General features: G+C 63.9%; 20 protein-coding genes and 1 tRNA gene. 9 read left to right on the plus strand and 12 right to left on the minus strand.

The window, feature by feature from the left end:
- Positions 1 to 15: 15 nt before the first annotated feature.
- The 4 genes from fliF to BJ6T_RS11615 form a co-directional block, all read right to left on the minus strand.
- Positions 16 to 1,626, minus strand: coding sequence for a flagellar basal-body MS-ring/collar protein FliF (gene fliF / locus BJ6T_RS11600; RefSeq protein WP_014492544.1), 1,611 nt, complete (start codon positions 1,624 to 1,626; stop codon positions 16 to 18).
- Between the two features lie 187 nt (positions 1,627 to 1,813).
- Complete coding sequence (gene sciP, locus BJ6T_RS11605; protein ID WP_002714638.1) at positions 1,814 to 2,089, minus strand: CtrA inhibitor SciP; 276 nt, start codon at positions 2,087 to 2,089, stop codon at positions 1,814 to 1,816.
- 263 nt (positions 2,090 to 2,352) lie between these two features.
- Positions 2,353 to 3,063, minus strand: coding sequence for a flagellar hook assembly protein FlgD (locus BJ6T_RS11610; protein WP_014492545.1), 711 nt, complete (start codon positions 3,061 to 3,063; stop codon positions 2,353 to 2,355).
- 13 nt (positions 3,064 to 3,076) lie between these two features.
- Entirely contained in the window at positions 3,077 to 4,654 is a 1,578-nt protein-coding gene (locus BJ6T_RS11615; RefSeq protein WP_014492546.1) for a flagellar hook-length control protein FliK, read from the minus strand.
- 356 nt (positions 4,655 to 5,010) lie between these two features.
- Here BJ6T_RS11615 and mnmA point away from each other — a divergent pair, with 356 nt between their 5' ends.
- The 4 genes from mnmA (at position 5,011) to BJ6T_RS11635 (ending at position 7,949) form a co-directional block, all read left to right on the plus strand.
- Positions 5,011 to 6,192: a tRNA 2-thiouridine(34) synthase MnmA gene (mnmA, locus tag BJ6T_RS11620; protein ID WP_014492547.1), complete on the plus strand. Its 1,182-nt coding sequence runs from the start codon at positions 5,011 to 5,013 to the stop codon at positions 6,190 to 6,192.
- A 248-nt stretch (positions 6,193 to 6,440) separates the two neighbouring features.
- The gene (locus BJ6T_RS11625) at positions 6,441 to 7,079 is read left to right on the plus strand and encodes a class I SAM-dependent methyltransferase (protein WP_014492548.1); all 639 of its coding nucleotides are present in this window, start codon (positions 6,441 to 6,443) and stop codon (positions 7,077 to 7,079) included.
- 187 nt (positions 7,080 to 7,266) lie between these two features.
- Positions 7,267 to 7,629, plus strand: a complete 363-nt coding sequence (locus BJ6T_RS11630) for a hypothetical protein (RefSeq protein WP_014492549.1) — start codon at positions 7,267 to 7,269, stop codon at positions 7,627 to 7,629.
- 243 nt (positions 7,630 to 7,872) lie between these two features.
- A tRNA-Met gene (locus BJ6T_RS11635) sits at positions 7,873 to 7,949 on the plus strand.
- Positions 7,950 to 8,328: 379 nt separating this feature from the next.
- Here BJ6T_RS11635 and BJ6T_RS11640 read toward each other — a convergent pair.
- On the minus strand, positions 8,329 to 10,671 hold the full coding sequence (locus tag BJ6T_RS11640; protein ID WP_197538874.1) for an acyl CoA:acetate/3-ketoacid CoA transferase: 2,343 nt from the start codon (positions 10,669 to 10,671) through the stop codon (positions 8,329 to 8,331).
- A gap of 177 nt (positions 10,672 to 10,848) precedes the next feature.
- On the opposite strand from BJ6T_RS11640, the gene BJ6T_RS11650 reads away from it, so the two are divergent.
- From BJ6T_RS11650 to BJ6T_RS43230, 3 genes are read left to right on the plus strand one after another with little or no spacing between them, the layout of a single operon-like run.
- Positions 10,849 to 11,913 (plus strand): LacI family DNA-binding transcriptional regulator, encoded by a 1,065-nt coding sequence (locus tag BJ6T_RS11650; protein ID WP_063623589.1) that lies wholly within the window; start codon positions 10,849 to 10,851, stop codon positions 11,911 to 11,913.
- Positions 11,862 to 12,512: a shikimate dehydrogenase family protein gene (locus BJ6T_RS11655; RefSeq protein WP_014492553.1), complete on the plus strand. Its 651-nt coding sequence runs from the start codon at positions 11,862 to 11,864 to the stop codon at positions 12,510 to 12,512. Before BJ6T_RS11650 ends, BJ6T_RS11655 begins: the two co-directional genes overlap by 52 nt.
- Positions 12,513 to 12,532: 20 nt before the next feature.
- Positions 12,533 to 12,733 carry a hypothetical protein gene (locus tag BJ6T_RS43230; protein ID WP_052334717.1) on the plus strand — a complete coding sequence of 67 codons (201 nt, stop codon included), beginning with the start codon at positions 12,533 to 12,535 and terminating at the stop codon, positions 12,731 to 12,733.
- Between the two features lie 53 nt (positions 12,734 to 12,786).
- Here the strand turns inward: BJ6T_RS43230 and BJ6T_RS11660 are convergent, their stop codons facing one another.
- Genes BJ6T_RS11660 through BJ6T_RS48225 form a run of 7 tightly spaced genes read right to left on the minus strand, consistent with a single transcriptional unit; the run spans position 12,787 to position 17,746 of the window.
- On the minus strand, positions 12,787 to 13,632 hold the full coding sequence (locus BJ6T_RS11660; protein ID WP_014492555.1) for a fumarylacetoacetate hydrolase family protein: 846 nt from the start codon (positions 13,630 to 13,632) through the stop codon (positions 12,787 to 12,789).
- A 45-nt stretch (positions 13,633 to 13,677) separates the two neighbouring features.
- Positions 13,678 to 14,457: an enoyl-CoA hydratase/isomerase family protein gene (locus BJ6T_RS11665; protein ID WP_014492556.1), complete on the minus strand. Its 780-nt coding sequence runs from the start codon at positions 14,455 to 14,457 to the stop codon at positions 13,678 to 13,680.
- Positions 14,457 to 15,293: an ABC transporter ATP-binding protein gene (locus BJ6T_RS11670; RefSeq protein ID WP_014492557.1), complete on the minus strand. Its 837-nt coding sequence runs from the start codon at positions 15,291 to 15,293 to the stop codon at positions 14,457 to 14,459. The genes BJ6T_RS11665 and BJ6T_RS11670 overlap by 1 nt, the downstream gene beginning before the upstream one ends.
- A gap of 13 nt (positions 15,294 to 15,306) precedes the next feature.
- Positions 15,307 to 15,819, minus strand: a complete 513-nt coding sequence (locus BJ6T_RS11675; protein ID WP_039229043.1) for a MaoC/PaaZ C-terminal domain-containing protein — start codon at positions 15,817 to 15,819, stop codon at positions 15,307 to 15,309.
- Between the two features lie 28 nt (positions 15,820 to 15,847).
- On the minus strand, positions 15,848 to 16,846 hold the full coding sequence (locus BJ6T_RS11680) for an ABC transporter substrate-binding protein (protein ID WP_014492559.1): 999 nt from the start codon (positions 16,844 to 16,846) through the stop codon (positions 15,848 to 15,850).
- 49 nt (positions 16,847 to 16,895) lie between these two features.
- Positions 16,896 to 17,273: an ABC transporter permease gene (locus BJ6T_RS48220; protein ID WP_240537963.1), complete on the minus strand. Its 378-nt coding sequence runs from the start codon at positions 17,271 to 17,273 to the stop codon at positions 16,896 to 16,898.
- A gap of 8 nt (positions 17,274 to 17,281) precedes the next feature.
- Positions 17,282 to 17,746 (minus strand): ABC transporter permease, encoded by a 465-nt coding sequence (locus BJ6T_RS48225; protein ID WP_240537964.1) that lies wholly within the window; start codon positions 17,744 to 17,746, stop codon positions 17,282 to 17,284.
- A 313-nt stretch (positions 17,747 to 18,059) separates the two neighbouring features.
- Here BJ6T_RS48225 and BJ6T_RS11690 point away from each other — a divergent pair, with 313 nt between their 5' ends.
- Complete coding sequence (locus BJ6T_RS11690; protein ID WP_014492563.1) at positions 18,060 to 18,797, plus strand: 3-ketoacyl-ACP reductase; 738 nt, start codon at positions 18,060 to 18,062, stop codon at positions 18,795 to 18,797.
- A gap of 198 nt (positions 18,798 to 18,995) precedes the next feature.
- Positions 18,996 to 19,607, plus strand: coding sequence for an LOG family protein (locus BJ6T_RS11695; protein WP_028170248.1), 612 nt, complete (start codon positions 18,996 to 18,998; stop codon positions 19,605 to 19,607).
- The last annotated feature ends 5 nt before the right edge of the window (positions 19,608 to 19,612 follow it).

Consider the following 19,612-nt stretch of genomic DNA (forward strand, 5'->3'; position numbering starts at 1 on the left):
CAGTTCACTTCTCGATCATTTCGCGGGTTCGGTCAGCCATTGGCGGATGATGGCGACGGTTTCGTTGGGGTTGCGCTCGGCGAGCTCACCGACGCGATGAACGGACTGGGCGTGGACCTGGCCCTGAATGGTGGCGACGTCGATCGCGCTCGCGGCGCCGCCTGGCAGCAGCGCCTGCCCGGCAGGCGCGGCCTCCTCCGAAGCGGCGGGGCCGGTGAGGGCGCCGGAGATGGCGGCGGCGACCTCCTCGGAAGCGAGGATGCGCTTGACCAGCGGCCGGATCACCAGGAACAGCACGACCAGGCCGAGCAGCATCATCACGCCGAGCTCGACGAAGTACATGACGTCGTCCTTGGTGAACTGCAGCATGCCGAGGAAACCGGAGGGCTCGGCGATCGGGGCGGTGGAGGGGGCGTCGGCAAAGCGCAGGTTGACGACCTCGACCTGGTCGCCGCGCTTCTGGTCGAAGCCGATCGCCGAGCGCACCAGGGTGGCGATGCGGTCGAGCTGTTCCTTGGTGCGGTCCGTGTAGGCGAGCTCGCCCTTCTCGTTCTTCGAATAGATGCCGTCGACCAGCACCGCGACCGAGATGCGGTTGACCCGGCCCGCCTCGGTCACCTCGGTCTTGGTGGTGCGGGAGATCTCGTAATTGTTGGTCTCTTCGGTCTTCTTGCTCTGGTCCTTCGCCGTCGGACCGCTGTTCTGCTGGTTGCCGGGCAGCTCGTTGTTGACGGTGACCTGGCCGTTATTGTCGGCGGTGAGGCTGCTCTCTTCCCGGGTCTGGCTCGAGCGCAGCACGCGGCCCTCGGGATCGAACTTGTCCGAGGTCTGGGTGATCTTGTTGAAGTCGAAATCGGCGGAGAGCTGGACGCGGGCGCGGCCGGAGCCGACCACGGAGGAGACGATGTCCTCGACCTGCTTGCGCATCCGCTTCTCGAAGGCGGTGCGGCGCTCGTCGCCGACCGCCTGCTCCGGATCGGTCGCGGCGCCGTCGGCGAGCAGCTGGCCGGCCTCGTCGACGATCGAGACCCGCTGCGGCTTCAGCCCGTTGACGGCGGAGGCGACGAGGTGGCGGATGGCGCGGATCTGCTGGGCCTCGAGCGAGCCGCGGACCCGAACCACGATCGAGGCCGACGGCTCCGGCGCCTCGCGCGAGAACAGCGGGCGCTCGGGCAGCACGAGGTGGACGCGGGCGGCCTGGATGCGGTCGATGGCGCGGATGGTGCGGGCGAGCTCGCCTTCGAGTGCGCGGAGATGGTTGATGTTCTGGACGAAAGAGGTGGTGCCGAGCGCATCCGACTTGTCGAACACTTCGTAGCCGACGCCGCCGCCCTTGGGCAGGCCGCCCTCGGCGAGCTTCATCCGCAGGCGGGTGACCTTGTCCTTGGGCACCATGATGATGCTGCCTTCATTGCGCAGCTCGAACTGGATGCCCTGGCGCTCCAAATCCTTGATAATACCCGAAGAATCCTCGACCGAGAGGTCGGTGAACAGCGTCGTCATCTGCGGCGTGGTCACGCGCATGATAACGAACGCGAAGAAGCCGATGAGCGCGGCGGTGACCGCGATCATCGCCCCGAACCGGGCGGCGCCGATACCCTTCAAAAAGTCCGCAAGACCTTGCAAGCAACCGCCCCGAAGCTTCGACCCGCAACCGAGCGGTCGAGTGGGCAATTATTGCCTAGGTGATGGTTTCGATATGGTTAACGAAGGTTAAGAGCTGGGACAAAAGTCGCGCCGAAAGGAAACATGAAAAAATCGGCCTCGCGGGGCGAGGCCGATTTTCGTCAAAAGCTGCAGATTTCCGGATCGCTTACTGGCGATATTGCTGGATGCGGGTGGTGCGAAGACCCGCCAGACCGTGCTGGTCGATGGAAAACTGCCAGGAGAGGAATTCGTCGACCGTCAGGGTATAACGGCTGCAGGCCTCCTCGAGGGAGAGAAGTCCGCCACGCACAGCGGCGACGACTTCGGCCTTGCGGCGGATGACCCAGCGTTTGGTGCCGGGTGCGGGCAGATCTGCGATCGTCAGCGGACTGCCGTCCGGCCCGATGACGTATTTTACCCTCGGGCGATGGGGTTCTGTCATGGCGTACTCACAAACTCTCAACCACTGAACTCACGCCGTAACCCTACGCGTGCGGGCTTAAAAATCCGCTAAGCCTAAGGCTTCAATACAATTCTCGTTGAAAATGGCTGGAACACAGCCGGCCCGGAGGGCTGGACACCATGATCCGAGCCGTCCGAGCGGGGTCTTCGTAAATACTTTACTAACGAATGGAGCCGGCGAAGCCCCAACTGTCGTCCCGGGGCGCGCGTAGCGCGAGCCCATCTGTGGCGATGCGCGCGCCTTTAGTTGCTGCTGGTGGCGATGATGCTCTTGACCTGGCTCAGGGTGTAGCTGGCGCCGTCGATGGTGAGCAGCGGCGGCGACTGGGTCAGGTCGACGGACGACACCACGCCCTGCACCTGCGCGGCGATGCCGACAGTGTTGTTCGCGACGTCCGTGCCGGTGGCCGTGATCGTGTACTTGCCGTCGGGCCATTGCGTGCCGTCATTGCCCATTCCGTTCCAGGTGAAGGGGATGTCGGTGCCGGCGGAGGCGGTATATTTGCCGGTGAACACGGTCTGGCCGCTGGCATTGGCGACGGTGATGTTGACGGTGGAGTCGGTCGGCACGTTGAGATGCCAGGTCGCCGACGAGTTCGTCATGGTCGCGGTCGAGCCGTCGACCAGCGCGGTCTTGCCGACGAAGCCCAGCGCCTGGGTCGCTTGCGTGGTCTGCTGCAGGGTGACGAGCTGGGACAGTGAATCGTTGGTCTTGAGCTGTTGCTCGACGCCGGCGAACTGCACCAGCTGCTGGGTGAACTGGTTGGTGTCGAGCGGATCGAGCGGGTTCTGGTTCTGCAGCTGCGTCGTCAGCAGCGTCAGGAAGGTCTGGAAGTTGCCGGCCAGCGTCGATCCCGTGCTCGAGCTCAGCGAGCTCGACGAGGAGGACGACGACGATGTCGGCGTCGTGCCGGAGACGACGGCGGGCGCGGTGGCGGCATTCGTGGTGGTCATGTTCGAATACTCCTCACACTCTGATGTCGACGCCGCTGCTCGATCCGAGCATGCGGCCGTAACCGCGCCCGACGGGCGCGGCAGCAACGGTGTCGTCCTCGCTGATGATCAGCCGGCGGGCATTGCCGCCATTGTCGTTGTTCTGGCCGGAATTCTGGCCCGATGAATTCTGGTCGCGCAGGCTGAAGGACAGCCCGTTGCTGCCGGTCTTGAGGCCGGCATCGTCGAGCGCGCGCTGCAATTGCGGCGCGTCCTGCCGCAGCATCTGCAGCGTCTCCGGCTTCTCGACGGTGAGATGCGAGGTGACCTGGCCGTTGCGGTCGACATTGATGCGGACGTCGATGCGGCCGAGGTCGATCGGATCGAGGCTGATGTCGAAGCGCGTCTTGCCGGCGCGCGCGGCCGCTGCGATCTCGACCGGCACGCCGCTGATCGGAACGGCATTCGTGTTGGCCGCGGTCGCGGTCAGCGTTGCGGTCGAAGCTGTCGCGGCCGAGGTCGTATTGGTCACCGGCGCCTGGATGGCGGAAGCCGGCTGCGCGCTGGTGTCGGTCGTGGGCACGGCGGCCTGCGTGCCCGCATGCGCGTGCGTGTTCGCGGCAGTGGGCGTCGCGTCGGTGGCGCCGGCTTTCGCATCGTCCTTCGCATCAGTCGCAGCGGAATCGGCCTGCGGCTTGGCGGCTTGCGCATGCGCGGTTGTCGCCGCGGTTTGCGTGGCGTTCGCCTTTCCCGCGTCCTGGCCGATATTGGAGACGTCGCTTTCGCGTTGCGCGGTCGCGACGGCCTTGAACGAAGGCTTCGGCGTGCCCTGGTCGACGGCGGCGACCAGGCCGCCATTGGTCTTGGCATCGGTCGCGGTGCCGTCGGTCGTGCCGGTGGCGGCATCGCCCAGCGTTGTCGTGGTGTCGGCATCGACCTTGGCGCCTGCGGTCTTGGCGCCCTTGTCGCTCGCCGTGGCGGTGTCGGTCTTGCCGCCTGCGATCTGTGACGCGGTGGAAGCGCTGGCGGCGATGCCGGCGGCCGCAATCGTCAGCGGCGAGGCGGCGGCATCGCCGGCCTTGCTCGCGGCCGCGTTCGGATCGACCGGCACCACGGGCGGGGCGACCACGATCGCGTTCGGATCGGGCATAGCGACCTGCGCCGCGTCGGGCTGCACGGCAGCATCGACGGTGGCGGCAGCGGTGCCGTCGGTCTTGTCGCCCTTGGCGTCGTCGGCTTTATCCGCCGATTTGGCGTCGGAGGTCTCGGACTTGGCCTTGGTCGGCTTGGCCGGATCGGCCGTCGCGTCGCTCGCGGTGGGCGCCGATGTGTCGGTGTCGTCGTTTGCCTTGCTCTGCGAGGGCTGGTCGGTCGCGGCGGTATCGCGCGGGCCCTTGTCCGGGGCGGATGACGACGAGGACGACGACTCGGGCCGGCGCGGCGCGGTGTCCTGCGACGGCGCGTTGTTGCTGATCGCCTGGGTGTTGCTGTCGACCAGCGAGCCGAAGGAGTCGTTGGTGGACGTGTCTTTGGCGCTCTGCGACCGGGCAGGCTTTTGCGGCGTGCTCTGGATTTGCACGCTGACTGCTACGTCTGACGCCCGACCGACCACGGAAAACCTCTTGGCAACATCTTCGGCATAGGGGGGAGCAAGGAGCGGGCCAGCTCCCTGATGAGATGTTTTGCTAAGTAAAATCAATTGCTTGGGTGATTTTTGCCCTCGCCGCGAAGGGCGCAAAAGCCCCGCCATTTCTGCCTCCCCGGCAAGAATTGCCCTAAGCGGCCGCCCGCGTGATTGCTTCACCGGAATGGCGCCTATATTAAAGAGCTGCTCTCAGCCGCTTTCGACCGGGCAGTCGTGCCCCCGGGGGAACCAAAGTTCCCGGGGAGCGTCGATGTCCCGCCGGAAGGCGAAATGTCCAAGTCATCGCGGATCGCGAACGCCGCCGTCACAACGCTTTAAGGCCCATGCTGAACAGTCTGGATCTCGAAGGCCGTCCTGAGGATACCAGGGTCGTCGTTGCCATGTCGGGCGGCGTCGATTCGTCGACGACGGCTGCGCTGCTGAGGGACGAGGGCTATGACGTCGTCGGCATCACGCTGCAGCTCTACGACCATGGCGCCGCGACCCACCGCAAGGGCGCCTGCTGCGCCGGCCAGGACATCCACGACGCCCGCGACGTCGCCGCCAAGCTCGGCATTCCCCATTACGTGCTCGACTATGAGGACCGCTTTCGCGAGTCCGTCATCGACAATTTCGCCGACTCTTACGCGCTCGGCGAGACGCCGGTGCCGTGCATCGAGTGCAACCGCTCCGTCAAGTTCCGCGACCTCCTGAAGACCGCGCGCGAGCTCGGCGCGCAGGCGCTCGCCACCGGCCATTACGTCGCCTCGCGCCGCCGCGACGACGGTTCGCGCACGCTGGTCTGCGCCGCCGACAGCGACCGCGACCAGAGCTACTTCCTGTTCGCGACCACGCAGGAGCAGCTCGACTTTCTGCGCTTCCCGCTCGGCGACATGACCAAGCCCGAGACGCGCGAGCTCGCGCGCCGCTTTGGTCTCGCGGTCGCCGACAAGCACGACAGCCAGGACATCTGCTTCGTGCCGACCGGCCGCTACACCGACATCATCACCCGCCTGCGTCCGAACGCGATGGACCCCGGCGACATCGTCGATCTCGACGGCCGCGTGCTCGGCCGGCACAACGGCATCGCCAATTTCACCGTCGGCCAGCGCCGCGGCCTCGGCATCGCCGCTCACGCGCCGCTGTTCGTGGTGCGGCTGGATGCTCCGGGCCGCCGCGTCGTCGTCGGCCCGCGCGATGCGCTGAAGATGCACCGCATCGTGCTGCGCGACGTCAACTGGATCGGCGGCGGCGACATCGACCGCGCCATCGGCGCCGGCCTCGAGATGTTCGTGCGCGTCCGCTCGACCCGCAGCCCGCAGCCGGCCTGGCTGCGCGGCGGCAATGGCCATTACGAAGTCGAGCTCGTCGCCGGCGAGGAGGGCGTCTCGCCCGGCCAGGCCTGCGTGTTCTACGACGCGCCTTCGGGCCAGGCGCGCGTGCTCGGCGGCGGCTTCATCCAGAGCGCCGCCGCGAAGCCCGGCACTGCGGCATCGCGCCCGCTCGCCGAAGCCGTCCGCGGCTGACCTTGCCGAATTCGGCCCCATTTGCTAACGGCGAAACAAGTGCGCCCCCTCTCCCGCTTGCGGGGGAGGGTTGGGGAGGGGGTCTCTCCACACGCGATATATCGCGAGAGGAAAGAACCCTCACCCGCCACGCTCTTGCGAGCGTGTCGACCTCTCCCGCAAGCGGGAGAGGCGCAGACCGAGTTCGCGGCGAAGACCCACATCACCAATGACCGTCATTTATCAGTAGAGTATCCGGGGCAGGGGGCATGGCAGCAGACATCTCGCGGGCCGGGGTCGAGAAGGCCTATGGCCGCTGGGCGCCGGTCTACGATCTCGTGTTCGGCAAGGTCTTCGACGCCGGACGGCAGTCGACCATCGCGGAGGCCGACCGCATCGGCGGCCGCATCCTCGACGTCGGTGTCGGCACCGGGCTCTCACTCTCCGATTATTCGCGCACCACGAAAATCTGCGGCGTCGATATCTCCGAGCCGATGCTGCGCAAGGCGCAGGCGCGCGTGCGCGCGCTGCGGCTTAGCAATGTCGAAGTGCTCTCGGTGATGGATGCGAAGAACCTCGCCTTCCCCGAAAACTTCTTCGACGCGGTGGTGGCGCAATATGTCATCACCGCCGTGCCCGATCCCGAAGGCACGCTCGACGAGTTCGTGCGCGTGCTCAAGCCCGGCGGCGAGCTGATCCTGGTCAACCACATCGGCGCGGAGAGCGGCCCGCGCAAATTGTTCGAGCTCGCCTTCGCCCCCGTCGCCCGCCGCCTCGGCTGGCGCCCGGAATTCCCGTGGGACCGGCTCGTCAACTGGGCCGCCAAGCACGGCGGCGTCACGCTCGCCGAGCGCCGGCCGATGCCGCCGATGGGACACTTTTCGCTGATCCGCTACGTCAAAGCGTGACTGCGATCGGCCGGGCTCGCGCCGCGAGCCGGCGCCTCTCGCCGCGAATCGAGACCTCATCCTGAGGAGCCCGCGCCAGCGGGCGTCTCGAAGGATCGGCCGTGAGGAAACCGTCAGCCGATTTCCAGCGCTTCAATTCGCCGTGCGTCGGCCGGAACCTCCGCATGGCTGGAGACGTTTCCCTCCCATGCGCACGACATCAAACATCATCCTGGCCAGCCTCGTGATCGCAGCCTCAGGCGCCGCGATCGCGCAGGCCCCGCCCGCCCCGGCAACGCCGCCGCAAGCGACCGCGCCGTCATCGGCCCAGCACGCGGCGAACTGCATGCCGCAGGACCGCCCGAACCGCGCCACTGCGCCCGACGGCATCACCACCGGCCAGTCCCGGGAACCGCTCGGCGACAAACTGGCAAAGTCCGACGGCGTGCTCTGCCCGCCCTCCGGCGTCGACCCCGACATGCACGCCCCGGCTCCCTCGACGGGCGGCGCCATGCCGGTCATCCCACCCCCCGGCAGCCCCGGCGGCGACCCGACGGTGCGGCCGAAATAGGTGGTCTCTTCCTTCGCCTCTCCCCGCCTGCGGGGAGAGGCCGGAGCGCATCGAAGATGCGATCCGGGTGAGGGGGACTATCCACGAGTCTTGTGCCGAAAAATTGCAGATTCTGGTGCCAAATTCGGCACAAACGGCCTTGTCCCGCCAAAGCTTTCACAAACGCGGATTGACAGCCCGCCGCCCCCTTCCTTATATGCCGCGCGTTCGCGAGATCGGCCGTTCCGCCGTTCGCGACCCTGTGGCGGGGTAGCTCAGCTGGTTAGAGCACGGGAATCATAATCCTGGGGTCGGGGGTTCGAGTCCCTCTCCCGCTACCATCTTTCCCCACACCCCTTTGATCTGGTTTGGGAAAGCTTTTTCCCCCAGCAGGGCGTTTAGCCGGCCGATATCTCCACCGTTACGCCACCGAGGCGTGATGGATCTCGGAAGACGGTGAAAGAAGGATTTGCATCGTCGATTTGGATCGACGAAGTCGGAAACCGACGTCTCGATGGAGATTCTCAAGGGCGACGGTCGCGCGGGGCACCGCAACTCTAGAAACCAGCCGTTAGGGCCTCTACGCCCGCCGCTCGGGCAGGGCACGCCCGGCAGGACCGGTGCGCGTTGCAGGTGCATGGGCCGTTCAAGCGCAACAGTCTGGGCGAAAACGAATGTTGGCTCATAAATAGATGTTGCGGGGGCGCTTCGATGCGATGTTCACGCTTGCGATCGCGATCGTTTCACTCGCTCGCGGCTCACGACATCCGCTGCAAGGTCCATTAGTTGTGGAAGAAAGAGCCGCTCGTCCATTATCGCAACGTTTTCTGCGATGGCCGGCTGAAAGTCCATATGCGCTACGACATCGCGTTCAACATCAATGCCGGGCGCGATTTCGATCAGTTGAAGGCCATCGCCCGAGGCTTGGAACACGGCGCGCTCCGTCACGAACAGTGCGGTACGACCTTCCTTTACGGCGAACGCGGCATTGTAGCAGATCTGCTCGACCGATTTGATGAACTTGCGATGCCGGCCTTCGCGGACAATGCGGAGCTTGCCGTCCTCGAAACGAACCTCGAGCCCGCCGGCAGTGAAAGTACCGCTGAAAACGACCTTGCGGGCGTTCTGGCTAATATTGATGAAACCGCCGACGCCGACAATCTTGTCGCCAAAGCGAGAGATGTTGACGTTGCCCGCGGGATCGACCTCCGCGAATGATAGGAAGGCGATATCGAGCCCCCCGCCGTCGTAGAAGTCGAACTGGTAGGGCGCGTCGATCACGGCATCGTAGTTCTGCGCGGTGCCGGAATCAGGCCCGGTCAACGGCGCGCCGCCGATAAAACCTTGCTCGTTGGTCAGGACGATGTCGTCCAGAATGCCTTCTTCCGAGGCAACCGCCGAGATGCCCGTGGAAATGCCGGCGCCGAGATTGCAAACCGCACCCGGCAGGATCTCCATCGCAGCGCGGCGGGCGACGATCTTGCGCTCGGAGAAGGGCAGCTTTTTCAAATGTTCGAGCGGAATGCGCAGCTCGCCCGCATAGGCCGGATTGTAGTCGGTTGCGTAGGTCTGGCGCTGGTCGGGATCGACCACGATGTGGTCGACGAGAATGCCTGGGATCTTCACGCTCTTCGGCGGAAGCGTACCGCGCCTGGCGAGGCGCTTCACCTGCACGATCACGGTGCCGCCTTGCTGGCGGCAGGCCTGAGCTGTGGAGATCATCTCGCCGAACAGCGCTTCGTCTTCCATCGTGACGTTGCCGTCCTCGTCCGCCGTGGTGCCGCGGAGCAGCACGACGTTGAGCGGGAGCGGCTTGTAGCGCAGCCACTCCTCGCCATCGATGATCATGAGCTGGACGAGATCGTCCCTGGCGGTCTCGCTTTGTCGGCCGCCGCGCTGGCGCGGATCGACGAAGGTGTGCAGGCCAACCTTGGTGATCAGACCCGGGCGGCGTCCGGCCATCTCGCGGGTGAGCTGCGACAGCACGCCCTGGGGGAGGGTGTAGGATTCGATCTTGTTGTCACGCGCGAGAGGGATCAGGGAGGGAGAGTCGATCAACGCGCTGGTGACGCTGCGCTTGAGCATGCCCTCATGGCGGAAGCGATCGACGCCCTGTGCGACACGGTCGCCGAGGCCGACGACGTGAATGAGACAGAGGTCGCGCGGCTGCCCTTCTTCGAGGAAGCGCTTTTCGATCGCAACGATGATGGACTCAGGGATGCAGTGGCCGCCGCCGGACCCGCTGATCATCACGCTGTCTCCACGCCGGATCAGCTTTGCCGCGTCCGATGCCGAAATAATCTTCACGGTAGCACCCCAGAATAGCTGATTGACGTCATTTTTGTAACCGGTTACATAGGTCGGACGATTGGGCGTGTCAAGCTGCGCATCCGTGCCAGTTTCCGTGATCCGGCGCATGTCGCGGGCGTTACAAACGAGGTCGTCGCGATGGCTCTTCTCGGCAAAGGCGTTTTGGCCATCTGGAACGGCATCAAGCCGGAGGCCGAAGAAGATTTCGTCGCCTGGCATGTCCGCGAGCACATTCCAGAGCGCGTGGGACTTCCGGGTTTCCTGCGCGGCCGGCGTTATGTCGCGCTCGACGGTCACCCCAAATACTTCAACTTCTATGAGACCGCGAGCGCGGCCGATCTGTCGTCCGCCGCCTATCAGGCGCGGCTGAATGCACCGACGGACTGGACCCGCCAGGTGGTCGCGCACTTCCTCGATACCTCGCGCACTATCTGCGATGTGGCCTGGAGCACCGGTCTCGGCGAGGGAGGCTTCATCGAGGCCATCAGTTTTGAAACAGCGCTCGCGCCGGACGCCCTGGCGTCCAATCTGAGGGCACAGTTGAATGCTGCACGCGCGGCCGCCCCCGGCATTGTCGGCGTCCACCTCCTGCAAGGGCAGACTCAGGCCGGGCAGAGTCAGACCGCCGAGAGGGCGCTCCGCGGTGGCCCTGACAAGGTCGCGGCGTGGATCCTGCTGGTCGAGGGCAGCGAACCCGAATCCTTGCGGAAACTTCGCGCGGAAGCCGGCAGCAATTCCGAACTGGAGCGTCATGGGGCCGCGCGCGCGATCAGTCGCGGCCTGTACGCACTGCAATTCGCCCTCACCAAGACCGAGATCGCGAACTCGCAATAGGTCGGAGGAAGCCGGGCTACTGCGCAGGCAGCGGCGAACATGTTACGTTGAAAGTACCGGAGCGAAGTTCGATTTCGTATCCGGCCAGGAGAGAAAATGCCGTCACTCGAAGAGCCCCAGCAAATCCTTCAGCAGGAGGCGACGCCGCCAAGAAACAGCGTTGGCCTCCGAGATGTCGCGCGCGCAGCTGGCGTCTCGACAGCGACGGTCTCTCGCGTGATCAACAATCCCGCGGCGGTGTCGCCAAAGCTTCGCGCCCGCGTCGAATCCGTCGTCAAGCACCTCGGCTGGGTTCCGGACGGGGCGGCGCGGGCGTTGACGACCCGGAAATCGAACGCCATTGGCGCGGTGTTTCCGACGCTCTCCCACGGCGATTTCGCGCGGGCCACCAATGCGATCCAGGAAGAGCTGCTGGTCAGCGGCTATACCCTGCTGCTGGCTTGCTCGAATTACGATGCGGCCCAGGAATATGCGCAGGTGCGAAAATTCGTCGAGCAAGGCATCGACGGCATCATCTTGATCGGCAAGGCGCATCATCCCGAGCTCGAACACTTTCTCAATCAGCGCGGCGTGCCCTTTGTCTACGCTTTCGTCTACGACCCCGAAACGCATGGAACCTGCGTTGGTCCCGACAATCGCAAGGCACTCTTCCGGCTGACGAACTATCTGATCGATCATGGCCATAGCCGATTCGGGCTGATTGCGCAGTCGACGCAGAACAACGATCGTGCCGCCGCGCGCCTCGAAGGCGTCCGTGATGCGCTGGCCGAGCGCGGTCTTGCCGTTCGCCCGCAGCACTTTGCGATTGGCGAGTGGACGATTGCAGAGGGAAGGGCGCTGTTTCGCCAGATCATGGCCGCGGAACCACGACCGACCGCCGTGATTTGCGGCAACGCATTTTTGGCCGTCGGCGCCCTGCTCGAAAGCCAGGACATGGGCATCAAGGTGCCGGATCAACTGTCAATCGTCGGCTATGACGACATCGAGATCATGAACCATCTGCCGATCCCGATCACGACCATGAGGGTGCAGGGCGAACTGGTCGGCCGCGACGCCGCCCGCTTCATCATCGGTCGTGTCGAGAACCGTCCGATCGAGATCGCGTTTGAATGCAGCGCGGAGCTCTTGATCCGGAAATCGTCTGGGCCGGCACCGGCATGATGGGACAGGTGACAGCGGAACAAGCTCGGGTCGACGGCAACACGAAACTGCTCGCGATCATCGGAGACCCCATCGCGCAGGTACGGTCGCCGGAAATCTACAATCCGCGGATCGTCAAAGCAGGTGTCAATGCGATCCTGCTGCCGATGCAGATCCCGACGGAGGCGTTCGATGACGCAGTGAAGGGTATCATGGCGATCAGAAACTTGCTGGGCTTCGTCGTGACCTATCCGCACAAGGAACGCGTTCTTCCCTATGCCGACAAGATCGGCCGGGTCGGGCGGGCGGTCGGTGCGATCAATGCGATGCGCCGCGAAGCGGACGGCTCGTGGACGGGGGATATGTTCGACGGTGCCGGCCTGCTCGGTGCGCTGGCCTCCCTGGGCCAGACCGCGGCCGGTCGCCGCATCCTGCTGCTTGGAGCTGGCGGGGCAGGGAGCGCGATCGCCATGGCGCTTGCCGCCGCCGGCGCCGCCGAAATCGGCGTGTTCGATCTCGATGCGAGCCGCGCCAGCAACCTCGCGGAGCGGGTTCAAAAAATTTCCCCGGCTGCCGCGGCCACGCGTGCGAGCCTGACATCGCGGGCTTCGATTTGCTGATCAACGCAACGCCGGTTGGAATGGCGCCCGCCTTCGCGCTTGCGCCGTTTCGTGGCGAGCTTCACGCAGGTCTCACCGTGATCGATATCGTCCCGAAGCCGGAAACGACGGCGCTGCTGGCGCTCGCGCGCGAAAAAGGCTGCCCTGCCGCGAATGGCGCGGCGATGATCAGCGGGCAGGCGGATGCGGTGCTGGCGTTTTTTGGGATCGGGGCCGCCTGAGCAGGGCCGCGGTCCCAGGCGAAGCGCTTCGCCTGGGATCGTGTTTGCGTGCCCTATTGCGCAGGCGTCACGATTTGACGCTGCTCGCCGAGACCGGTCACGCCGAGCGTCATCACGTCGCCGGCTTTCATGAACTTGTTCGGCTTCATGCCGAGGCCAACGCCGGGCGGCGTGCCCGTCGTGACGATGTCGCCCGGCATCAGCCGCATGAATCGGCTGAGATAGGCGACGAGTGTCTTGATCGGGAAGATCATGCGCGTCGTGGTCCCGGTCTGGACGCGGGTACCGTTAAGGTCCAGCCACAGATCCAGCTTCTGCGGATCGGGCACCTCGTCACTGGTCACGAGCCAGGGCCCGCACGGCGCGAAGCCGGGATAGCTCTTGCCCTTCGCCCATTGTCCCTCCCACTCGATCTGATACTCACGCTCCGAGATGTCATTGAGCACCATGTAGCCCGCGACATAGTTGAGCGCGTTCTCCTCGCTGACATGCCAGCAGGTCTGGCCGATGACGAAGGCGAGTTCGACTTCCCAGTCGAGTTTCTTCGATCCCGGCGGCAGCAACACGGGATCGTTCGCGCCGCACAGCGCGCCGGTGTGCTTGTTGAAGATGATTGGCTGGGTCGGAATCGGCGCGTTCGTCTCTTCGGCATGGTCGGTGTAGTTGAGGCCGATGCAGACGAGATTGGGAACCTGCGCGACCGGAACGCCGTAGCGAACCGAGCCGCTTACCTCGGGCAGGCCGCTCAAATCCGCCGCCTTGAGACGTGACAGCCCGGCCGGAGACAGCGCGGCGACGTCAATATCTTGCACGATCGAGGACAGATCGCGCAGCTTGCCGCTGGCATCAATCGTGCCGGGCTTTTCTTGACCCGAAGGGCCGAAACGAACGAGTTTCATCGGGTATTCTCCTTGATGATGCGATGATGGGAATTGGCCTGCGCGCTAGCGTCCCGAAAAGACCGGCGCGCGCTTCTGGAAAAATGCCGCGGCACCTTCCTGGAGGTCATCCGAGTCAAAGATATTCTGCTGAGCAACGGTCGAGCGCAACAAGGCGGCATCCAGCGGTTCATCCTGCGATTGCTCGACCAGCTCCTTGGCGAGCCGGTTTGAGATGGGGCCGCGTGCACTGATGGTGTCAGCGACCTTGCGCGCCATTTCGAGCGCCGAGATGTCGGCGACAAAGTTCGCAAGCCCCCAGTCGAGCGCGCGCTCGGTATCGATCTGCTCGCCCGTGAAGAGCATCTGCTTGGCGCGGGCGGGGCCGACGAGGCGGCTTACCCGCACGGCCCCGTTGCCTGCCAGGCCACCGAGATGGCATTCGGGGAAGCCAACCGAGACCCCGCGCCTGAGGACGCGCAGATCACAGCACAGCGCAAGCTCGAAACCCCCGCCCAGCGCCGGTCCATCGATCGCCGCAATGGTCGGCATGGTGAGCCTCGCCAGATTGCGCAGGACCATGTCCTCGAACAGGATCTTCTGCTCGCTCGCATCATGACGGATCGGCCCGAATTCCCTGATGTCGCTGCCGGCACAGAATGCCCGCGCGTCCCCGCCGTGGAGAATGACGCAGCGAATGTCCGGCTCTCGGGCCAGCTCGCAGACGGCCTGATTGAGTTGACGCAACATCGCGCGCGTCACCAAATTCAGGGGACCGTTGGCGAGCGCGATCTCCGCGATGACGCCGCGGCGGATGGTTTGCACCAGGGCAGGGGCCGTCGCCATTACTGTACGGCGGTAGCTTGCGGCATGGTGATGCCGTGAAGCACGCCCAGGCGCTCGAAATGGCGATGGATGCGGTCGACATAGGCGCCGAACTCCGGCGCGTCGCCGAGCACGATTGGGCGAGGGCGCCGCAGATCGACCTTGATGTCATCGATCACCTCGCCCGGACTGGGGCTCATCACCAGGATGCGATCGGACAGGCCAACTGCCTCCTCCACGCTGTGGGTGATGAAGACCACGGTCGGCCGCCGGCGGAGCCAAAGCGTCTCGAGATCGGTGCGCACCTGAAGCCTGGTCAACGCGTCGAGCGCGCCAAATGGCTCGTCCATCAGGATCACGGAGGGATCGTGGACGAGCGTGCGGATTAGCGAGACGCGCTGGCGCATGCCGCCGGAGAGCTGGCGCGGATATTTGTTCATGGCATGCTCGAGGCGGAGCTGCGCGAACAACTCCTTGGCCCGCACCGCAAGCTTTGCGCGATCCATCTTCCGGATATCGGCATGGAGCATGACGTTCTCGAACGCCGTGCGGAAGTCGAGCAGCAGATGGTCCTGGAAGGCGATGCCGACGTCGGTGACGGGCTCCCTGACCGCACGGCCGGCGACCATGATCTCTCCGGTGGTGTGCTTGAGCAAGCCCGCGACCATCAACATCAGTGTGCTCTTGCCGCAGCCGGACGCCCCGACGACAGAGATGAATTCGCCGGCGGGGATCGTCACGTCGATCGGCTTCAAGGCCTGAAACGGTTTTCCGGTCCCTTCGCCGAACGCCTTCGAGACGTTGCTGATCGTGATCGGGACGCCGGATGGGGTGGCCATGTCGGATTGAGCCGTCATGAGGATGTTCTCTCTAGTTTGACGGAGCTTGAACGGCGCCCGACGCCTTGACAGCCTCGAGCGGGACCTTGGAGACCAGAAGCGCCTTGCGGCCCTTCTGGACGACAACACCGTCCTGTTTGACGACCTCGACATCGAAATTGGCGATGGCCTGCGTCGGACGCGAGCGGCTGTCACGCAGCTCGGCGAGGACGTAATTCACGAAGATGGTGTCGCCGACGAAGATCGGCCCGACAAAGCGCCAATCGCTGATGCCGAGGAACGCGATCGCCGTTTCACGAAGCTCGCCCGTCCGCGCCCACATCAAGCCATGGGCATAGGCAAGGCCGAGCATGCCATGGGCGACCTTTTGGCCGAATTCGCTGGCGCGCGCGTAGACATCACTGGTGTGAAGCTCCGAATGATCGCCGGTCAACCCGGCAAAGCTCATCAGGTCGGCTTCCGTGATGGTGCGGCCAGGGCTTCGAAACCTCATGCCCTCATGGAGGTCTTCGAAGCGATATCCCAGTCTAGGTCTGTCGTTCATGGCCATGCTCGGGGTTTACGGCAGATCACTATTTGCACGCCCGCATTTCACCGTCGGCCGGGAGATAAGCGTTGGTGTAGTAGCTCTTGGGATCCTGGCCTTCCGGCAGGAGCTTCACTTCGGAGAGCAGCGCCTGCGTCCGGGTCCAGTGCGCGTCCTCGGCCTTGCCGAGGAACTTGGCGCCGCCGCTGCAGAAGAGGGGCGTGATGGCGGCGAGCTCGGCGGTTGCGAGCTTCTCGTTGAGGTCCGGGAAGACAGCCTTGAGGTCCTTGACCGCCTTGTCGGGATTGTCGAGGGCGAAGCCCCAGCCCTTGAGGCTTGCGCCGATGAATTTCTTCAGGACATCAGGATTGTCCTTGATGAAGCTGTCGGAGGCGAAGATCGAGGTGCTGACGGTGGGCACGCCATAGTCGGCGAACCGATAATTATCCAGCGTCGCGCCCTGCTGCTCCAGCTGGATCTGATAGGAGTCCATCGATCCCAGGATGGCGTCGACCTGGCCCTGGAGCAGCGAGGGCACCATGGCCGCCACGGGCATGTTGATCATGGTCATGTCCGCTTCCTTCAGGCCATTCGCCTTCAGGAATAGCGGCATCATTGTCGTCTGCGATGAGCCCGCGGGAACGCCGACCTTCTTTCCCTTCAGATCATTGATCGATTTGACCCCGCTCTTGGTCAGCGCGGAGACTTCGTTGGGATTGGACTGGTAGATCGTCGCGACGACCTTCATCGGCGCCCCCTTGGCGATCAACTGGCTCACAGCGACGGCATCCGCATAAGCCAATTGCGAGCGGCCGCTGGCGACCAATTGAGCCGTGTTACCGGAGCCGTTGCCCTGGACGATGGTCACGTCGAGCCCAGCAGCCTTGTAAAATCCTTCGCCCAGTGCCGCCGCAAACCCGGCATTGGCGCCGCCCGCGGTCCAGTTGAGCTGAAACGTCACAGCGGTTTGTGCAGTCGCTGTCGAAGTCCACGAGCCAAGTGCCCAGCCGGCGACGATTAGGACGTTGGTCAAAGCGCGGTTCATTGAATGTCCCTCCCACATTATGATTTCTGATTTTAGGTTTTATGCATTTTCAGCTGCTCTGGTCCCGTTGCCAGGGCGCCATCAGCCACTCGCTGAACTCGACGACATAATTGATGATGATCCCGATGACTGTCAGGACCACGAGCACGGCAAAGGTCAGCTCGAGATCCATCGTGCTAGTGCCTTTCAACAGCACGTAACCAAGGCCCTGGTTGGCGCCGACGAATTCAGCGACGATCGCGGCCGTGGCTGCGATGGTGGCGGAGGCCTTGATGCCGGAAAAGATCACCGGCAATGCCGCGGGAACGCGCAGGAAGCGGAAGGTCTGCCAGGTCGATGCTCCCATCGATCGGGTCAGATAGAGCAGGCGATTGTCGAGGATCTGGAAGCCGCTGATGCTGGCGAGCAGCAACGGAAAGAAGGTCATCAGCACCGTCAGCAGGACCTTGGATTCGATCCCGAAGCCGAGCCAGACGAGGAAGAGGGGGCGACCGCGATCTTCGGCACCAGTTGCAACAGCATGATCGGCGGATAGAGAATTTGCCTGGCGACGGGCGATAGCGCGATCAGCAGGCCGAGCGGAATGGCCGTCACCAGCGTGAGGCCAAAGCCGAGAACGATCTCGGTCAGCGTCACCAGCGAGTTGCTCCACAGCAAGCCCGCATCGGTGACCAGCCGTTGAAAGACCGGGCCGGGCGCCGGCAGCAGATAGGCCGGGATCTTGAAGGCTTTGACCAGCAACGCCCATCCGCCGACGATGGCGACGAATGTCAGCGGCGGCAGCAAATTCCAGCCGATCTTCATCAGGCTGCGCACAAGCGGCATGCGATCGCGTGCGCTGTCCGACTCCAGGCTGCTCGGCGTTGATCCGATCAACCCGGATGGCGATGGCGAAACCATCCCGGGCTCCCATGTCCGTTTTTGGCGCAAACCTGAGGCGCGCTTTGTCGCGGCGACGTCCGAAAAGATCGGATGCAGCGCCTAGCCTGGACGCTATTCCAACTCGCACGGCCCAGCAACAGAAAAATGTATCCGGTTACATTTTGGCGGCTTACAAAGTCGACGGCGGTGGAACTCTTACGATTCCGGTTAATAGGCCGGTTCGGTTGTCAGGTCAGGCGCGAGGTTTTCGTCGCCGTACCGTTCGTGAGATCATTTGGCCTGCGGCATCCTGTAACCGCTTTCCCGTTGCCCAAGATGAGGAGAAGTCCAGATGCGGAGCGTAGCAATCGTCACAGGAGCGGGACGCGGCATCGGCCGCGCGATCGCTGACGAACTCAGCAAGGCGGACTACGCGGTTGCCCGGGTGAGCATCGAGCCGCAGGAGCAGGGCGCAATCCCAACCGCTGACCGCTACTATCAGCCCGATGTTGCTGACATTGCCCAGCATGGGGCACTTCTGGCAAGGATCGCCAGCGACCTCGGCGAGCCCTGCTGCATCGTCAACAATGCCGGTGTGACCTCGCTCCAGCGTGGCGACCTTCTGGATCTGAGCCCGGAGAGCTACGACCGGACCCTGGGCATCAATCTCCGGGCCGCGTTCTTCCTCAGCCAGGCTTTCGCCAGGCGGCGTCTCAGCACCGCCGACCGGAGCCAGGGATCTATCATCTTCATTGGTTCGGCGAACGCCGAGATCGTCGGCGAGAACCGGGCCGACTATTGCATCAGCAAGGCCGGTGTCGCGATGATGACGAAGCTGTTCGCGTCGCGGCTGGCAGCCCACGAGATCGCTGTTTACGAGATCAGGCCGGGCGTCATTCGAACCGACATGACCGCCGCGGCCAAGGATCGCTACGATGCCCTGATCGTGGCCGGCGGCATTCCAATGGCGCGCTGGGGTGAGCCCGAAGAGATCGGCCGCACCGTGGCGGTCTTGGCGACCGGACAAATCCCGTACGCGACCGGCATCCACATCGACGTCGGAGGTGGATTTCAGCTGTATCGGGTTTAGCGACCGACTTGAGTACAATCCGAGCCGAACATCTCTAGCTTAGGAACTTCGGTCGCTGGCAATCCGCGCGCAGGATGTCGGGAGCGCTCCAAGTACGAACTCACCGCCGATCGGGAACGTTGAAAACGCTAGCGTTCGGGACTCGGGCGAGCAAGAACGAGCTTGACGCAATGCCCGTCCATCGGGCCTATCCCAAACATGAGCAAGATCAAAGCAGTCTGCGTTTATTGCGGTTCCTCGCCCGGTCACGATGTTGCCTACGTTGAGGCAGGCGAACGATTGGGACGCGCTCTTGCTACATCGGGATTAACGTTGATCTACGGCGGCGGTACCCATGGTGTAATGGGCGCGGTAGCTCGCGGCACACTGAATAACGGCGGTAAGGTCGGCGCGATCATTCCGAGATTTCTCACAAACTGGGAAACGACGACTGATGCGATCAAGATGTTCGAAGACTTGACGATCACAGACACCATGCACGAGCGCAAGCTCAGAATGTTCGAGCGTTCTGATGCCTTCGTGGCACTTCCGGGTGGTATCGGCACCGTCGAAGAAATCGTGGAAATCATGACTTGGGCCCAGCTTGGGCAGCACCGTAAGCCGATAGTTTTGCTGAACATCAAAGGTTTTTGGGCACCTATGATGGCAATGCTGGACCACATACGCAGCGCAGGTTTCCTTCATAGAGACCACCTGCTTCAACCCATTATCGTTGATCGTGCCGACGACGTAATCCCTGCGATTGTCGCTGCCGCTGCTAATGATCGCGCGTCCGAACACGGTGTTTCGTCGATCATCGACAAGATGTAGGTCTC

This window comes from Bradyrhizobium japonicum USDA 6 (genome assembly GCF_000284375.1).
Classification (GTDB): domain Bacteria; phylum Pseudomonadota; class Alphaproteobacteria; order Rhizobiales; family Xanthobacteraceae; genus Bradyrhizobium; species Bradyrhizobium japonicum.

What these genes read in the sequence shown, in the direction of transcription:
- BJ6T_RS11670 (WP_014492557.1), bottom strand. Translation starts at nt 15,293, where the DNA reads ATGACGGCTCAATCCGACATGGCCACCCCATCCGGCGTCCCGATCACG.
- BJ6T_RS11680 (WP_014492559.1), bottom strand. Translation starts at nt 16,846, where the DNA reads ATGAACCGCGCTTTGACCAACGTCCTAATCGTCGCCGGCTGGGCACTT.
- BJ6T_RS43230 (WP_052334717.1), top strand. Translation starts at nt 12,533, where the DNA reads ATGGCGCCCGCCTTCGCGCTTGCGCCGTTTCGTGGCGAGCTTCACGCA.
- BJ6T_RS11625 (WP_014492548.1), top strand. Translation starts at nt 6,441, where the DNA reads ATGGCAGCAGACATCTCGCGGGCCGGGGTCGAGAAGGCCTATGGCCGC.
- BJ6T_RS11610 (WP_014492545.1), bottom strand. Translation starts at nt 3,063, where the DNA reads ATGACCACCACGAATGCCGCCACCGCGCCCGCCGTCGTCTCCGGCACG.
- BJ6T_RS11690 (WP_014492563.1), top strand. Translation starts at nt 18,060, where the DNA reads ATGCGGAGCGTAGCAATCGTCACAGGAGCGGGACGCGGCATCGGCCGC.
- BJ6T_RS11675 (WP_039229043.1), bottom strand. Translation starts at nt 15,819, where the DNA reads ATGAACGACAGACCTAGACTGGGATATCGCTTCGAAGACCTCCATGAG.
- BJ6T_RS11660 (WP_014492555.1), bottom strand. Translation starts at nt 13,632, where the DNA reads ATGAAACTCGTTCGTTTCGGCCCTTCGGGTCAAGAAAAGCCCGGCACG.
- sciP (WP_002714638.1), bottom strand. Translation starts at nt 2,089, where the DNA reads ATGACAGAACCCCATCGCCCGAGGGTAAAATACGTCATCGGGCCGGAC.
- BJ6T_RS11665 (WP_014492556.1), bottom strand. Translation starts at nt 14,457, where the DNA reads ATGGCGACGGCCCCTGCCCTGGTGCAAACCATCCGCCGCGGCGTCATC.
- BJ6T_RS11650 (WP_063623589.1), top strand. Translation starts at nt 10,849, where the DNA reads ATGCCGTCACTCGAAGAGCCCCAGCAAATCCTTCAGCAGGAGGCGACG.
- mnmA (WP_014492547.1), top strand. Translation starts at nt 5,011, where the DNA reads ATGCTGAACAGTCTGGATCTCGAAGGCCGTCCTGAGGATACCAGGGTC.
- BJ6T_RS11655 (WP_014492553.1), top strand. Translation starts at nt 11,862, where the DNA reads ATGCAGCGCGGAGCTCTTGATCCGGAAATCGTCTGGGCCGGCACCGGC.
- BJ6T_RS11640 (WP_197538874.1), bottom strand. Translation starts at nt 10,671, where the DNA reads ATGACGCTCCAGTTCGGAATTGCTGCCGGCTTCCGCGCGAAGTTTCCG.
- BJ6T_RS48220 (WP_240537963.1), bottom strand. Translation starts at nt 17,273, where the DNA reads ATGACCTTCTTTCCGTTGCTGCTCGCCAGCATCAGCGGCTTCCAGATC.
- BJ6T_RS11630 (WP_014492549.1), top strand. Translation starts at nt 7,267, where the DNA reads ATGCGCACGACATCAAACATCATCCTGGCCAGCCTCGTGATCGCAGCC.
- BJ6T_RS11695 (WP_028170248.1), top strand. Translation starts at nt 18,996, where the DNA reads ATGAGCAAGATCAAAGCAGTCTGCGTTTATTGCGGTTCCTCGCCCGGT.
- BJ6T_RS48225 (WP_240537964.1), bottom strand. Translation starts at nt 17,746, where the DNA reads ATGGTTTCGCCATCGCCATCCGGGTTGATCGGATCAACGCCGAGCAGC.